Source organism: Aliihoeflea sp. 2WW (assembly GCF_000497755.1).
Classification (GTDB): Bacteria; Pseudomonadota; Alphaproteobacteria; order Rhizobiales; family Rhizobiaceae; genus Aliihoeflea.
Map to the genome: position 1 here is coordinate 29,992 of NZ_AYOD01000021.1, position 14,284 is coordinate 44,275.

General features: G+C 59.1%; 16 protein-coding genes. 9 read left to right on the forward strand and 7 right to left on the reverse strand.

What is annotated here, in order from left to right:
- Positions 1 to 263: 263 nt before the first annotated feature.
- Entirely contained in the window at positions 264 to 575 is a 312-nt protein-coding gene (locus tag ALII_RS0111795; RefSeq protein WP_024587516.1) for a hypothetical protein, read from the forward strand.
- Here the strand turns inward: ALII_RS0111795 and ALII_RS0111800 are convergent.
- Positions 538 to 1,263 carry a hypothetical protein gene (locus ALII_RS0111800; protein WP_152529604.1) on the reverse strand — a complete coding sequence of 242 codons (726 nt, stop codon included), beginning with the start codon at positions 1,261 to 1,263 and terminating at the stop codon, positions 538 to 540. The genes ALII_RS0111795 and ALII_RS0111800 overlap by 38 nt on opposite strands.
- A 66-nt stretch (positions 1,264 to 1,329) precedes the next feature.
- On the opposite strand from ALII_RS0111800, the gene ALII_RS0111805 reads away from it, so the two are divergent.
- The 3 genes from ALII_RS0111805 to ALII_RS0111815 all read left to right on the forward strand — a co-directional run bounded on the left by ALII_RS0111805 (position 1,330) and on the right by ALII_RS0111815 (position 3,310).
- Positions 1,330 to 1,956, forward strand: a complete 627-nt coding sequence (locus ALII_RS0111805; RefSeq protein WP_024587518.1) for a hypothetical protein — start codon at positions 1,330 to 1,332, stop codon at positions 1,954 to 1,956.
- A gap of 91 nt (positions 1,957 to 2,047) precedes the next feature.
- A complete protein-coding gene (locus ALII_RS0111810) occupies positions 2,048 to 2,785 on the forward strand; it encodes a hypothetical protein (RefSeq protein WP_152529605.1) in 738 nt (245 codons plus the stop codon).
- A gap of 318 nt (positions 2,786 to 3,103) precedes the next feature.
- Positions 3,104 to 3,310, forward strand: a complete 207-nt coding sequence (locus ALII_RS0111815; RefSeq protein WP_024587520.1) for a hypothetical protein — start codon at positions 3,104 to 3,106, stop codon at positions 3,308 to 3,310.
- Here the strand turns inward: ALII_RS0111815 and ALII_RS0111820 are convergent.
- A complete protein-coding gene (locus ALII_RS0111820) occupies positions 3,297 to 3,605 on the reverse strand; it encodes a hypothetical protein (protein WP_024587521.1) in 309 nt (102 codons plus the stop codon). The two genes, ALII_RS0111815 and ALII_RS0111820, sit on opposite strands and share 14 nt — an antisense overlap.
- A gap of 466 nt (positions 3,606 to 4,071) precedes the next feature.
- Here ALII_RS0111820 and ALII_RS0111825 point away from each other — a divergent pair, with 466 nt between their 5' ends.
- From ALII_RS0111825 to ALII_RS21655, 4 genes are all read left to right on the forward strand, one after another.
- On the forward strand, positions 4,072 to 5,619 hold the full coding sequence (locus tag ALII_RS0111825) for a TadE/TadG family type IV pilus assembly protein (RefSeq protein ID WP_024587522.1): 1,548 nt from the start codon (positions 4,072 to 4,074) through the stop codon (positions 5,617 to 5,619).
- A gap of 32 nt (positions 5,620 to 5,651) precedes the next feature.
- Positions 5,652 to 6,887, forward strand: coding sequence for a GGDEF domain-containing protein (locus ALII_RS0111830; protein ID WP_024587523.1), 1,236 nt, complete (start codon positions 5,652 to 5,654; stop codon positions 6,885 to 6,887).
- A gap of 122 nt (positions 6,888 to 7,009) precedes the next feature.
- Positions 7,010 to 7,564, forward strand: a complete 555-nt coding sequence (locus ALII_RS0111835) for a TIGR02281 family clan AA aspartic protease (RefSeq protein ID WP_024587524.1) — start codon at positions 7,010 to 7,012, stop codon at positions 7,562 to 7,564.
- 122 nt (positions 7,565 to 7,686) lie between these two features.
- Positions 7,687 to 9,723, forward strand: a complete 2,037-nt coding sequence (locus ALII_RS21655) for an HWE histidine kinase domain-containing protein (protein WP_152529606.1) — start codon at positions 7,687 to 7,689, stop codon at positions 9,721 to 9,723.
- 742 nt (positions 9,724 to 10,465) lie between these two features.
- On the opposite strand, the gene ALII_RS0111845 is transcribed toward ALII_RS21655, so the two are convergent.
- Entirely contained in the window at positions 10,466 to 10,681 is a 216-nt protein-coding gene (locus ALII_RS0111845; protein WP_081718986.1) for a hypothetical protein, read from the reverse strand.
- 50 nt (positions 10,682 to 10,731) lie between these two features.
- Entirely contained in the window at positions 10,732 to 11,229 is a 498-nt protein-coding gene (locus tag ALII_RS0111850; RefSeq protein WP_024587527.1) for a ferritin-like domain-containing protein, read from the reverse strand.
- Positions 11,230 to 11,369: 140 nt separating this feature from the next.
- Between ALII_RS0111850 and ALII_RS0111855 the strand changes: the two genes are divergently transcribed.
- Positions 11,370 to 12,329 carry an SDR family oxidoreductase gene (locus ALII_RS0111855; protein WP_029660456.1) on the forward strand — a complete coding sequence of 320 codons (960 nt, stop codon included), beginning with the start codon at positions 11,370 to 11,372 and terminating at the stop codon, positions 12,327 to 12,329.
- 51 nt (positions 12,330 to 12,380) lie between these two features.
- Here ALII_RS0111855 and ALII_RS0111860 read toward each other — a convergent pair whose 3' ends face one another.
- Genes ALII_RS0111860 through ALII_RS0111870 form a run of 3 tightly spaced genes read right to left on the reverse strand, consistent with a single transcriptional unit; the run spans position 12,381 to position 14,235 of the window.
- Entirely contained in the window at positions 12,381 to 13,349 is a 969-nt protein-coding gene (locus tag ALII_RS0111860; RefSeq protein ID WP_024587529.1) for a DUF3618 domain-containing protein, read from the reverse strand.
- Complete coding sequence (locus ALII_RS0111865) at positions 13,346 to 13,741, reverse strand: phage holin family protein (protein ID WP_024587530.1); 396 nt, start codon at positions 13,739 to 13,741, stop codon at positions 13,346 to 13,348. The genes ALII_RS0111860 and ALII_RS0111865 overlap by 4 nt, the downstream gene beginning before the upstream one ends.
- Positions 13,738 to 14,235: a hypothetical protein gene (locus ALII_RS0111870; protein WP_152529607.1), complete on the reverse strand. Its 498-nt coding sequence runs from the start codon at positions 14,233 to 14,235 to the stop codon at positions 13,738 to 13,740. Before ALII_RS0111870 ends, ALII_RS0111865 begins: the two co-directional genes overlap by 4 nt.
- Positions 14,236 to 14,284 lie beyond the last annotated feature (49 nt).

Genomic DNA, 14,284 nt, shown 5'->3' on the forward strand with positions numbered 1-14,284 from the left:
TTCCACGCGACCGTCGCCGCCGAGATTCCGCTAAATGTAGACATCACTCGTAATGTTATCGAATTTCCCCTCGGATTCTTGTTCCGAATTCAAGGATTGATCGGCCGGCGGATTTATAAAAGTGGGCTCAATTGCCAACTATGTTGACGAGCACTTGCTATGCCTGGATTGGTATACTGACTTTTTTTGCGTGGTGACTGCACTTTTCTCTTCCGGGAGACAAAAGATCCCGGTAAGCCCTCTGCCAACAAGAGGTGTTTGACATGTCAAAGAACGAAGGAATGAATGTTGCGATCGGCGCAATCGCCGTAGGCGGTATCGCGGGCGGTCTGCTGGCACGGGGTTTTCAGAACGGCATCGAGAGAGCAAATGCTCGCCGCCAGAAGCAGGAAGACGCCGCATACGACCTTGCTGTCGCGGAGGCTCTGGGAGATGCCGAACTTCTCGGACGGGCTGCCCGGAAGTTAGTTCAGGAACTGGCTGCTGAACGTGCGGAGAACGCTCGTCTCCGCACGCTCTTGAACCAGCGCCAGGCGTTCATCGACCGTATGCGAGGCCGCTCCGGTTCTGTTTGATCCGCTCGTACATGAGGTCCCGGATGTCCGCGGTTCTTCCACGGATCTGCTCGGGAACCGGCTCTCTATAGAGTGTCAGTCCGACGACCCCGCATCGTTTCCCGGATACTGCCTTCTCGCATGCTGACGGTCCTGCTTTTGCGAGACGCCTGAGGTCATCCTCGGACAGCATCATCAGCCAGTCCTGTTGAGACGGTGTCAGAGCGCTCAAGTCGACGGCTGACCGGATCATCGGCTCTGGAGCAGCGGCATAGCGGTGCACCGTACTGCCGATGTCCGAGACGATATCGAGACCTCTGCACATCTCCCGCGAATGTGCCTGACGGTACGCATCCTCCAAATCCGCAGGCTTGGTCGACAGTTCCGGACGTCCGCGCGACACGGGCGGCTGCACTCCGAGCAGACGGCAGATCGACGTGATGAGAGCCATCACCATCCTCAAGATCGCGGCGGCGAGCTGAGCGGCGAAATCAAACTTGTTTTTCACAAACTGCATTTTATCCTCCTGAATCCTTCTTTCAGGAGTTTCGCCGGCGGATTTGCAAACAACCAGACGACCACCGGCGCAGGTAATTTCTAAGGATTGGATTTTTATTTTGTTGACGACATCAGGTAGCGCCTGCCGTCTCAAATTGCTGACACTTATTATTGCAGTTTCATTTTGCATTGGGGTTGTCATGATCGTCATTACAGCCAATCATTTATTCATGAGCAGACGGGAATTGACCCGATGCCAAGTTCGAGGGGAACGAAAATGCATTTCACGAGCGATGAAATGAAAGCACTGCCGAGCATCATAGGAGCCGAGAAAGCGGTCGACGCAGCGGACTATACCCGCCGGAAATTCCTCGCGAAGGTGTGCCAGATCAATGACGACGCAGCGGCGGGGCATGATGGTGATGCTGGCATCGCGGATTTCGAGCGTGGTGTCAGAAGATGCCTCGAGCAGACCTCCGCCGAATGGTGGATCGTGGAGATGGAGTTTTGCCTCGCGCAGATCGACCGAGCCTTCGCCTACACAATGCGCGAGGTAATGAGCGCGGGTGCAGGAGCAATCAAACTCACGCCGACGATGCCTGCTGATCTTCCTGATCTTCAAGGGACCGAAAAGCAGATCGCTTGGGCCGAGGATATCAGAATCGCTTTCTATGGCCGTAAGGCCCGTGCTGACGTCGCGCTGGCCTCTCAAGAGGTGCCCGTCCCAGCAGATAGCGAGCCACTGGCAATCTACAGACAAGGGGTAGCTGACGCTCTCGGGACCGCTGATGCCAAATGGTGGATAGAAACTGGTCGTTTTGCAGGTGGACGCCACTTCGACCGGCACCCTGAGGATTTTGTCCACGAGATGGTCGAGAAAGGCTCGAAGCTCCAAGCAGCCTGAAACGGAAGCCGGGATCACTCCCGGCCTTCCCCCGAACGGTCTCTTGACCGCTCCGGACAGGGCCGAAAGCCCAAACGCCCAGGAGCCAACCATGAAGACCATTTTAGACGAAGCCGACAGGCACCGCATCATCGACCGCATCGTTGACGACGCGGCTATCCTCAGCGGGAAACTGCCGATGTTCGAGCTGCCCGACAGCTACCAGCACCCGACGAAATTCGGCAACCCGCAGCAAATCCGCGATCATTTCGTGGAACTGCGAGACGGCTTGTATGCATGGAATTCGGGCTTCGACAGTTCGTCACTTGCGGACCTCTGCGGCGTGAAGCGCCAAACTTTTTATCAGTACGGATTCCAGCCCACGTCACGCGGTGCCCGAGTAATCCCCGCTGCCGCCCTTGATCGGATGAGAGTGGAGTTCGTGAAGTGGAGGCTTTCCAGATTGCACATCCCGGCCTTCCTGCCGCGTGACGAATATACGTGGATCGTAAAAGAACGCGGTGAGGTCATCCGGGAGACCACCCAAGGCAGTCTCGCCCGTTTCGAAGCCGCGGTCTCGGGAGGACGCCTGATATCTGAACCTGGACCCAAGTGCTGCCTGCCTGCTGCCGCCTTGGATGAGGGTGACCGCAGAAGCCAGCGCTGGCTGGAGATCGTACACTCAGGTTTCGTCGACGCCGACGACACGATGCAGATCACCGGCCTCGGCCGCCATGATGTCGGCACCATCGGCTTGACGGCGATGGGCTGGGGCGTCGAGCCGACAAGGACTTGGCTTCGAAAGGCGGAAGCGCTGTGGGCAGAGAGGTACCTTCAGAATGCTTCGTAAGTTCCAGCACCCAGTAGCTTCAGGTTTTGCGGCTACCCCCTCGCCCGAGGTGCCGACGCCAGAGAAATCGGCACCCTCAGCTTCGGCCCAGAAGACTGTTCAACGACGCCAGAAGCTTTCTATTCCGATGACCGGAGGTCCGACAGAGATGCCCGCAGTGAAGCGACGGCCGGACTTCGTGCGATGGTCACGACGGCCCGATGGTACCCTGCAGTGCATACGACAACCCGGTTTCCTTGCTGGCGGTCCGAGTGCTGGTTTTGTTGTCGAAGGGTCCACGGAAGAAGCTGAGATCAGGGCAGCGTTGGAGGCCGACCGATGAAACGATTCAGCATCGACTACTGGCGGATGCAGCGAGATCCCGGCGAGTCTAAGCAGGACTACCTCGATCGCTTGGAGGCTTTCGTCGAAAAGAAGCGATCTCGCACGACGACATCCCTCAGCGACGAGGATGTCGACATGATCCGGAAATCGAAGATGTCTTCAGGGAAGTCCTACGATCTCGACGACATCAGGGACGACTGACCGGCACCAGGTGCGTCGTCGCGTAGTATGACAGCGCTCGCAACTTGTCGGCCATCTGGGAAGCGAATTCAGGATCTTTGCCCTGCTCGTCGAGCTTCTCGGCGATCGCAATGAGCATGTCTTGTCCGCTGAGCATGTCCGACGGATCGAGATCACCGTTTGCGATGGCCTTTTCAGTTGCTGCGAGCGTCAGGACGCCTTCTGCGGGAAGCCCCGTCTCTTCAGCCGTCTCTCGGACTTTCGCAGCAGTTTCGGAATCCATGTCGAAATCAAGCGATACGTACTTATCAGTCATGCAGTCTCCAATCTTTGGGGACTGCGTACCGGATCAGCTATTGCTGAACAAGGCGTCGGACGGTTGCCCGAGATCCGATGGCCGCTTTCGACGACAGGCCTTTGGTCGGTGAAACTAGTTCCCGGGCACGGTGCGCCGCATGCGATTGAATGGCTCGAACGGGGTGGAGAGCGGACCGGCAGCTTTAGGGCAACGACACGGTGAAAGCCGACTTCCGCAGCGAGCTTTGCCGCAGCATTTTAATGGCCGGCCAGTTGAAGCCCATGATGTTGCAGCGCTTCAGGCCAAGCACTGAAACGCGTAGACGCCGCAGCTCGATGATCTCTTCCCCGTGAGAAGTTCACCGAATGCCACGGTTTTTCATCGCTAACAGTTAACCTGTTTTGTGAATGCACGAATGACAGCAATCGACTGTTTACCCCGCGGCCTCACGATCCTGTGATGCAACAGGTCTTGGGGGCAAGCCATGCTGAAATCGTTTCTTTCGTCACGTTCCGGCAATATCGCGATCATGTCAGGGGTACTGCTGATCCCGTTGTGCTTGGCGGTTGGAGTGGCTGTTGACTACTCCCGCTACACATCTGCGCAGCGGCATTTGCAAGAGATGGCTGATGCGACCTCTTTGTCGCTCGCATCGACGCAGGAGCGAAGCAACGCCAAACTGACACAAATGGCGAATGATTTTCTGACCAGCAATCAGAACACCAACCGCGTGCAGCAACTGCGGCTCGATGGGCTGGATACCTCAACAGAGATGATCGACGTCACTGTTGGAGGATCGATCCCGGCGACGTTCATGGCGTTGGCGGGCTACGACCGATTGCCTGTCAAAGCTTCTGCTCTCGCTGAGCGAGCCGTCCGGGGCAATGTCGAGGTCTCGCTCGTGCTCGACAATACGTGGTCTATGTCGGAAGCTGACGGCAGCGGTCAGACCCGAATGGAAGCCCTAAAGGATGCAGCCGCTCGTCTCGTAGACGAGTTGCTCATCGCGACAGATAATTCTGTTCGCATCGCGCTCGTGCCCTATGCTGACTACGTCAATGTGGGGGCGGATAACCGCAATGCCTCTTGGCTGAACGTTCCAAATGATTATTCGAATACGAGCACGTCCAAAGAAACCTGCGTCACCGAAACGACCGTTTGCCTGGCTCGCAACCCGAAACGGACGTGTGAGCGGTACCGCGATGGGGTCCTCGAGACCTACAGCTGCGGTAATGAATGCACCAAGACCGAGGTTCGCCAACTCGACCAGCCACAGTGTTCCGGTGGCAAAACCTCGACCACTGCCTACAAATGGTTCGGCTGCGTGGGATCCCGGACCGGCGGCAACAACAGGCTCGGCGACCACAATAAGAATGTAAAATATCCGGGCTACGTCGAAACCAGCCAAAACTGTCACAATCCGATCGTGCGATTGACCAATGACAAGAAGCGGCTCAAGGACGCGATCGTCGCCATGTCCCCGAACCGGGGCAGTTATAAGCCATACACCTATATTCCCGCTGGCCTGATCTGGGGTCTCAACACCATCTCGCCGACGGAGCCGTTCGCTGATGGCTTGGCGTACGATGCCAATAATGTGCGTCCGCGCAAGGTGATCGTTCTCATGACGGATGGCGAGAACACCCTCCTTTACAACAAGAACAACGGTAAGCATGCGAGCGGCAGCGTCCCGTCGCTGAACGTCGCAGAGAAACAAAGTGCGGTTGTTGCCACGGTTACGGACTGTACGGACGCCCACAACAATTGCGGCAACGGAAAAGGCAAGCTCAAGGATACCAGTTCCTACCAGCAGACGAATGCCGACACCCTCTCGCTCTGCGCTTACGCGAGCGCCAACCAGATCGAGATCTTCACGGTCGCCTTCAAAGTCGACGACGCGACAGCGCGTCAGATGCTTCAACTGTGCGCGACCGATGAGGCGCACTACTACGAAGCATCGGATTCAGCCAAGCTTGCCGCCGCCTTCTCAGGCATTGCCCAGTCGTTGCGCGTGGTGCGGCTGGCTCGCTAGTCGAACCGCGGCTCGCTGTGAAGGGGAACAGAATGGATGAAGCAGCGTCACTGGCCGATGAACTCCAGCGCTCTTTTCCGACCACCAGCGGGCGTCTGCGGTTCACTGAAATGCTCGAGGCTCACTACGAACTAGAGACAGGCCCGGCCCGATGCCGTCATCTTATCATCTGTGGGATCGTCGCCCTCTTCCTCTACGACTGCTTTTTGATCTCTGACTGGCGTCTGATACCGGACATCTTCCAGACGGCGCTGGTCGTGCGCCTGGGAGTGGTCACGCCGATAGCCCTCTTAATCGTCGCGATCCTGCTCAGCCGCCCGTCGGCGCGGATCCGCGAGGCGTCACAAGCAACAATCAGCGTGATCGTCGCCGCAAGTGTTCTGTATCTCACCTCAACCAGCCAAAGCCCGCTCGTGATCTTCCATCACTATGGGATCATCCTGGTCGTGCTGTTCGCAAACGTCGTGCAGCGGCTTCATTTCCCATACGCCGTCGCGGCATCGACCACGATCGTAACGATGTACGCCATTGCTGTCGGACGAATGTCCGGTTTGCCGTCACAAGCAGTGCTTAGCAGCGTGATGATCCTCAGCGGCGGCGCGGTGTTCACCCTGGTTGCCAACTACACTCTCGAACGCCAGTTTCGCATCGGTTATCTTCTTCGGCTGAAGGACCGGCTACGACGGGACGAACTGGAAGGATTGTCCAGACAGGATCCTCTGACTGGCCTGGGCAATCGCCGCGAGCTGGATCGTCATCTCGAACGTCTTTGGCCGGCATCGGGACCGGCACGAACGATCAGCATGATGATGGTCGATGTCGACCATTTCAAATCTTACAATGACGGCTTTGGACACTTGGCTGGTGACAAGTGCCTGCAACGCATTGCTGCTTTGATCGCCGGCGAACTTCGCGGTCCAAACGACAGAGCCTTTCGGTACGGTGGCGAGGAATTTTTAATCTTGTGCGAGGGGATGGATATGGCGCGGGCGGTCTCCATCGCCGAGCGCGTCCGTCTTGCCGTCGATATGGCAGCCATTCCGCACAAATACAGTCTGGTCGCACCAAACGTTACAGTCAGTATCGGCGTAGCCGCTACGCCATCGCGAAGTGCGCTCAGCTGTCAGGATTTGATTCGAAACGCCGACGCGGCTCTGTACCGCGCCAAGCAGAGCGGGCGCAATCGGGTCTGGCCCCCAGCGCATCGTTCCGCAGAAATCGCCGAATTCCCATCTCGTAAACGCCTGCTGCCTAGTGTCGGCAGTTAATTCCACTGGATAATATTAATCTAGTATCAGATTGGTTCGGTTAGGCCATAACTGGTGTCAAATCAATTAGAACCAATACTCTTATTGCGGCGGTTCAGGTTTGTTGGAACCCGGAGTTGATTATGCTGCGAAATATCATGTTACTTGGCTCAGTCGTGACGGGTATCGCACTGGCGGTCCCGGTCATCCACGAGACGCAGCCGGGCTTAATGCCTGGCATTGCCAAGCTATTCCTGGGATCGGACAAAATCGAAGAAATCCCGGCGCTGGCCATGTTTGAGCGCGATCCGAAGAACGCACCAACGAGCCGCCGCGTGAGGCTTGAGGCCGACCAAAGCGGCCATTTCACTGGTAGCTTCCGGGTCAATGGACGCTTGGTGGAGGCCATGATCGATACCGGCGCTAGCGTCGTAGCTTTGAATGTGTCCACTGCACGCCGGTCAGGCATATTCGTGTCAACTGGCGACTTTACCCAAGCCATTACCACCGCAAATGGTCAGATCTACGCTGCACCCGTGACGTTATCGAAACTGGAAATTGGCGGTATCACTATTCGGGAGGTCGGGGCAGTGATCTTACAAGATTCAGCACTTTCAGGCGCGTTGATCGGCATGAGCTTTCTCAAGGGACTGAAACGCTATCAGTTCGAAGACGATCAACTGATTCTCGAACAATAACGAGCTGGCAAAGTAGCCAGTCCTTTTGGACCAGCCCATCCGTACCGAGGGTTGCTGCCAGACTAAGATTGGGAACGAAAAGTGGATCAACGCTACATGTTGTAAACAGAGGTTTCTTCCGCTTGCGGGATGACCGTGTTGCGACTTACATGACCTCAACAAGAGAGGCTTTTGTGTCGCATTTTGTCAGCACCGTTTCGCTCAGGCGGTATCTTTATCTGATCGGCGTGGCTGGCCTGGCTCCTGTGGCCATATTTTCGCTGGTCCTCATCTGGTTTCTGGCAGATTGGGAGCGCAGCCGCATCGAGCGCGCGTCTATTCGAATTGCCGAGCAGACCTCCACAATCCTTGAAAGCGAGCTGCGGATCCTATTGGCGGAACTCGCCGGATTGGCTACCTCGACAAGCATGCGCGACCAGGACTTCCGCGGCCTTCATCAGGAAGCGCGACGCCTGGTTGCCGGACATGACGAGGTCGTGTTGCTGCGGCGGCTGGACGAAACGCAGTTGCTGAACACCCAGGTGCCGTTCGGCGCGCCACTGCCTCCCGCAGTCCCGATACCGGACGAGACCAAGCAACTGTTCCGGCAAGGGTCCGCGTCGGTAGGCTCCGTCTACAAGAGCCCGATCAGCGGCGAGTACCGGGTTCCCGTTGTTCTTCCGGTCCAGCTCGACCATGGCGACCCCCTTCTGCTTGCTGTCACCGTTCCTACGACAAGATTTGCCCCCTTATTGGCCAATGCAGCGCCGCCTGGCTGGGTAATTGGAGTTGCAGATGGAAACGGCACCTATGTTTCACGATCCCAAGAGCACCAGCGGTTCACGGGGACGCCAGGTGTACGAGAGTATCTCCAACTTGCAGTGGGAGATCGCGGCAGCTTCGTCAGCAGCAACCGTGACGGGCTGGAGTTGCTCGCGGGCTTTGCGCGGCTCGATTTCGCCGGCTGGCTCATCGCTGCGAACATCCCGCTAGTAGAGGTGCACGCGCCACTGCGGCGCACGTTGCTCCTCATCGCGCTCGGATTTCTTGCGGCCTTGGCCGTTGCTCTAACTACAGCGTTCGTATTGGCACGTCGGCTCAGCCGCGCAACCAACATTCTCATGACCTCCGCGGCCGAAGTTGGAATGGGCCGTACCGCTGCCGTCGGATCGGGATTTGCAGAACTCGACTCCATCGGCGACGCTTTTGTTCAAGCCGACCGAAAGATCGTCGCGCGGACGCGGGAATTAGAACGGGTCTTGGAGGCTGTACCTGCAGCCGTCTGGTACAATTTTGGTACTGAGGTTGAAACGACAGCGGCAAATCCCGTCGCCACGCAATTGAAGGCCGTTCAGCCCCCATCCTCGAAAGCGGAAGGCGACACAATCGGACCGCAGTCTGCTCCAAGCGACATGCTGATCGATGCGCTCACCGGGGGCCAAGCCGACCAGCAGGAGCGGGAATATCTGCGCGACGGCGAGAAAGTCACGCTTCTTGTGTCTTCACGCCCCCTGTTCGATAACGACGGCCTTGTTCATGGCGCGGTGGCAGCCGGTATCGACATCACCAGACGTAAGATCGACGAAGAGAAGCGGAAACTGTTGATCAATGAACTCAACCATCGAGTCAAGAATACGCTCGCGACTGTTCTCTCCATAAGTCAGCAGACGATGCGCCTCACGGCCACCAAAGACGAGGCGCAAGAAGCCTTGACGTCCCGGCTTGTTGCCCTCTCTCGAGCCCACGACATCTTGAACAAAGAGAGCTGGCACAGTGCTGATGTGCGCGATCTCGTTCGCGAGGCATGCTCGGTTGGCTTTCAAGAACGCGTGACTTGCGAGGGTCCCCCGACAAGACTGCATCCCGAAACCAGTCTCGCGCTTTCGCTTGCTCTCCACGAACTGGTCACGAACGCTGCCAAGTATGGAGCGCTGAGCAATGGCGGCGGCCGCGTCAACATTACCTGGGCACGGCATTTGATCAGCTTGCGAGAGCGTCTCGTTATCCGGTGGGAAGAAGAAAATGGGCCGATCGTACAGCCACCCACCCGCAGAGGCTTCGGCTCGCGTCTGCTGGGCCGGGTCTTTGAAGGCGAAGATGGCGACGGTTTATCGATAGAGTATCGACCCTCTGGCGTAATCTGCATCATGACGATGACGCTGCGCGCCTCATCCAGATAGAGGATCAGGCCAGCCGGCTCTCAATGATGGTCAGCTGTCGGCAAGTCGCCAGTACAACTTAAGTTTCCGAAATGGGGTCGTGTGCTGACCAGGCAAACTTTGCCTTACAAAGCGGGACCCGATGCGGCAGCTAACTGCCAAGCACTTCCCAAAAAGCGGACCGTCCGGAGACGGCCCCCTTTTGCGACGGAAATCGATTTCCGCTTGGTTGGTGACGCGGCCGGCTTCGGACTGCAGAAATGGGGTGGGTAACTGACCGTCCGCTAATTGCTGGGACGCCATCGAACCAGACATTGAAGCGCTCCAAGCATCCGCATTTTGATCGAACGTGCCGACGCAATGGTAGCCTCCAACTGCGATACACGAAATCGAGGCTTCGGATATCGCCACTCGGCGATCCCAGCTCCTTTCAAGCTTCACAAATGTTGATCCGGCAGCAAGCGGTTGATGGCCGTGAATACCCGGGCTGCGGCGCGTTCCATGGGATGAGACCCTGATCCGGGCCGTCGCGGTCGGTAAGCTGTGAAGAGCCGCGGATACGGTCAGGCGGATGCAATCGCCAGGAGTTGGATACACCGTCGATCCCCGTTTGAGGGTTTCAAAGTGGACCCGCGGCGAGGATCGTCGTTCTCCGATGTCATCCTCGTTCTTGTCGAAGTCGTAGGCGTGTTCTTTCGGGTCGAGCGGTGGTTTCTCGACTTTGGCTGCCCAACGAGAGGCCGGCTTCGCGATGCGTGAGCGTTCACTTCTTCTGTGGCGGCTTCCGCTCGATCCCCGACATGCTGTTGCGATCGGGATCAGAGTTGTTTTCACCCGCGGCGTCGCGATCGCTGTTGGGATCGTCTTCGGCCGGGAGATAGCCGCGCGGGCGGTTCTCGGGTGGACCTTCCCATCGAGGCCGTTCGTCGGTAGATCCCGCAATCGGCTTTCTCGGATTGTTCGTCATCGCAGTCTCCATTTGCTGGAATGAGATGAGGGCCGCCGGCTGGATGTCGACGGCCCTGCTGTTCATGCGGCCTTTGCCATCTCGTTGGCCTGGCTATCGGCCAGCTTCGTCAGGTCGCCGTCCGTCTTGGATTCCTCCTGCAGCGTCTGGTCGAGAAGCTTTGCCGCATCGTTCATGCCGAGGACAGTCGCCCAGCGCTTCAGAGTTCCATAGCGGGTGATCTCGTAATGTTCGACGGCCTGAGCCGCCGAAATCAGCCCGGCATCCAGCGCCGCCGTCCCCTTGAACTCGTCCATGATTTCTTCGCCTTCGGCGATGATGCCTTCGATGGCGTCGCACGTCTTGCCGCGCGCCGGCTTGCCGAGAAGTTCGAACACCTGCTGCAGGCGCTCGATCTGCATCTCGGTCTCCTCGCGGTGCTTGGCGAACGCAGCCTTCAGATCGGGGGACTGCGCCGCGCGCTCCATCTTCGGCAGAGCCTTCGAAATCTTGCGCTCGGCGTAGTAGATGTCCTTGAGCGTATCGAGGAACAGGTCGTCGAGTGTCTTTTCCCTGGCCATTTGAAACTCCTTCGGTCACGGGTGTTTGATGCCTGCCGAAGTGCCCGTCGCCACAAATGTTCCGTCGCAGACAAATCCGCGTCCCGTCGAACATTCTCCCCGTCCGGATGGTTGGGACATCTCTAGGTAAGGAGATCGAAATGACCACGAAGACTGAAGCCGCACGGCAGCGCAAGGTGCAGAAGGAGGTGGACGGCCGCGATGCCAGAAAGAGCCGCGGCGGGTCAAAGCCGCCGATGCAGGCCGGTGCGCGGGAGTACCCCGTGCCGCCCTTTCCCAAGCAGCACCAGCCGAAGCCCGGCGACGAGCGGCGGCTCGATCCAGCGCCGATGTACGACGCGCCCTTCTATCGCGGTTCGGGCAAGCTGGACGGCAAGGTCGCGATCGTGACCGGCGGCGATTCCGGCATCGGTCGGGCCGTGGCAATCCTGTTCGCGCGCGAAGGTGCCGACGTCGCGATCATCTATCTGTCCGAGCATGCAGACGCAGAGGAGACGAAGAAAGGCGTCGAGGCGGAAGGCCAAAAATGCATCCTGCTGCCTGCCGACGTGTCGGACATGTCCGCCTGCACCAAAGCGGTCGCCGCGACCGTAAAGGAATTCGGACGGCTCGACATCCTCGTCAACAATGCCGCCTTCCAGGTCCACGAGCATGATTTCGAGAACTTGACCGCCGAGCATTTCGATCTCACGATCAAGACCAATCTCTATGGCTATTTCTACATGGCAAAGGCGGCTGTTCCGCATATGAAGCCTGGCTCGGCCATTTTGACCACCGGCTCGGTGACGGGCATTTCGGGAAGCGGCGGGCTGGTCGACTATTCGACCACGAAGGGCGGCATCCACGCGTTCACGCGGGCGCTGTCCTCCAATCTGGCACCCAAGGGAATTCGAGTGAACTGCGTCGCCCCTGGTCCAGTCTGGTCGCCATTAAACCCGTCCGACAAGGAGGCCGATGACGTCGCCGAATTCGGCGCGGACACCACCATGAAGCGCCCGGCGCAGCCGGAAGAAATCGCGCCAGCCTACGTGTTCCTGGCCTCGCCTCAGTGCTCGAGCTACATCACCGGAGAAATTCTCCCCATCGTCGGAGGCTATTGAGCAGCGAAAGTTGGGGGCGGCCGGGCCAAGTCGCCCGGCCGCCGCGCTCGTTCAATTCCGCTTGTCGCGGGCCGACAAATGGTCGGTGGCTTTGTCTGCGGTATCGCGAGCCTGATGAAGACTGGCGTCGGTGGCGCTTTTGAGCTCGCCCCCGGCCGACTTGGCGACCTCGGCGACCTTATCGGCCACGGGCCTGTCGCCGGGCATCAGACCCTGTCGGTCGGCTTCGGCCTTTGCCGCTGAATAGACGTCGCCCGCGACGTGTTTGGCCTTGTCGAGGCCCTCCTCGAGGGCGGCCTCTGCGGTGTCACGCGCCTTGCGGCTCACATCGCCGAGATATTCCTGTTCAGTCCGGGTGGCCGGAAGCATCGCGCCGATCGCAGCACCCACGGCGACGCCGAGCGCGCCGAGAACGAGGGGCTCTCGTTCCAACGCGTCCATGAATGTCGACCTCAGGCGGTTGCCGGCGTCTGCACTTGCCTGGGACGCACTCGACATGTAGTCGCCTGCTGCGTCACGCAGATCGTGCGCCGTGGCAGCCACGGAGTCCTTGGCCGACGACGCGGAATGCCCGATCGAAGCGGCGACGGATGCACCTTTGTCCCGCACGGCGTCCGCTCCCTTTGCCATCGTCGAACGGTCCGAACCTTGCGTTCCGGACCGAAGCGACGTCGAAGCGTCCACGGCTGCGGCAGGTCGATATTGCGGGGTCGTTGGCATCGCAGGTACACGGGACGCGGATGACGTCTGCGTCGCAGGACCGGATCCCATCATCAGCCATGCCAATCCGCCGCCGACCATTGCCAAAGCCAGCGGGTTGTCGCGGACCTGGGTCTTGAGATTGGCAAAAAGCTGATTGGCATCGCCGTCCTTGAGGTAGTCGACGACCTCGTCCATCAACTGGCCCGGCGACATCTTGTCCTTCAAGTGCTCGGCCGTGTCGGCGATCTCGGCACGGACGCGCTCTGCCTCGCGCTCCAGCTCGGAGGGTGATCGGTCGGAAGCTGCATGGTCGGTCATCGTGTTTGCTCCTGTGCGAGTGCGGCATCCTTGCGCAATTGATCGGTCGTTCGCGTCGGGGCGAGTTCCGAGGGCGACATGTTCGTCGTCCCCCGCCGAACGAGGATGACGCCGATCACCGCGACGACAACGCCAACGAGCAGTGACGCCCACGCCGGGTCGAGCCCGAGATTGGAGAGGGCCACGATCAGCGCCTGAAGAAGCACGATGAGAGCTGCAAGGAGAAGCAACGCTCCCGCCGCGACTTCCATCGCGCCATTGCCGACCTTATGGGCGCTTTCGGTCAGTTCGCTGCGGAGCAGCTTTCCTTCCGTCTGGACGAGAGAGGAAAGCTGCTGGACGAGATCCGAAAGAAGGCTGGGGATCGATCTGGAATCCTTATCCGGTGTCATCGGCCGACCTCCTGGCCCCGGATCGGGCCGGTTCCACCAGCAGGCGTCACCGTTGATCTTTGCCTGTCATCTGCGCCTGCCGGAGCGGTGGTTGCGACGGACGCGAAGCGGCCGAGAGCAACTCCTGCCAGGACGGAGCCTGCGAGGAACCCGACCGGGTTTTCACGGCCGAACCTGCGCACCGTCTCGATCATCTCGCCCGTGGATTGGCCGTGCAGCGACCGCGTCAGACCCTCGAGGCCCGAAGCGGCGCTGGAAACCATTTCCGCAGCAGGCCCGCTCTGGTTCCTGCCGAGCTCGTCGCTCGCCGCCCGAAGCGCGTCGGCAAAGACGTCGAGGTGGGACGCGGCTGCCTCTTTCACCTTCTCCGCCTGCTCTCCAGCCATTTCCTGTGCCTGCGCGCCGACCTGCTTGGCCTCCTGTCGAACGGCTTCGGAAGCTTCAGAGAGTTTCGACTGTGCCTCGGCCTGCTCGACCTGAAGCCTATCGCCCAACCCCGATCCTCCATAAGAAGCGGGTTGCGGCTGCAACCCCGCGCCGCCT

Coding starts and splice junctions, on each gene's coding strand:
- ALII_RS0111795 (WP_024587516.1), top strand. CDS start 264: ATGTCAAAGAACGAAGGAATGAATGTTGCGATCGGCGCAATCGCCGTA.
- ALII_RS0111800 (WP_152529604.1), bottom strand. CDS start 1,263: ATGACGATCATGACAACCCCAATGCAAAATGAAACTGCAATAATAAGT.
- ALII_RS0111805 (WP_024587518.1), top strand. CDS start 1,330: ATGCATTTCACGAGCGATGAAATGAAAGCACTGCCGAGCATCATAGGA.
- ALII_RS0111810 (WP_152529605.1), top strand. CDS start 2,048: ATGAAGACCATTTTAGACGAAGCCGACAGGCACCGCATCATCGACCGC.
- ALII_RS0111815 (WP_024587520.1), top strand. CDS start 3,104: ATGAAACGATTCAGCATCGACTACTGGCGGATGCAGCGAGATCCCGGC.
- ALII_RS0111820 (WP_024587521.1), bottom strand. CDS start 3,605: ATGACTGATAAGTACGTATCGCTTGATTTCGACATGGATTCCGAAACT.
- ALII_RS0111825 (WP_024587522.1), top strand. CDS start 4,072: ATGCTGAAATCGTTTCTTTCGTCACGTTCCGGCAATATCGCGATCATG.
- ALII_RS0111830 (WP_024587523.1), top strand. CDS start 5,652: ATGGATGAAGCAGCGTCACTGGCCGATGAACTCCAGCGCTCTTTTCCG.
- ALII_RS0111835 (WP_024587524.1), top strand. CDS start 7,010: ATGCTGCGAAATATCATGTTACTTGGCTCAGTCGTGACGGGTATCGCA.
- ALII_RS0111845 (WP_081718986.1), bottom strand. CDS start 10,681: ATGGAGACTGCGATGACGAACAATCCGAGAAAGCCGATTGCGGGATCT.
- ALII_RS0111850 (WP_024587527.1), bottom strand. CDS start 11,229: ATGGCCAGGGAAAAGACACTCGACGACCTGTTCCTCGATACGCTCAAG.
- ALII_RS0111855 (WP_029660456.1), top strand. CDS start 11,370: ATGACCACGAAGACTGAAGCCGCACGGCAGCGCAAGGTGCAGAAGGAG.
- ALII_RS0111860 (WP_024587529.1), bottom strand. CDS start 13,349: ATGACCGACCATGCAGCTTCCGACCGATCACCCTCCGAGCTGGAGCGC.
- ALII_RS0111865 (WP_024587530.1), bottom strand. CDS start 13,741: ATGACACCGGATAAGGATTCCAGATCGATCCCCAGCCTTCTTTCGGAT.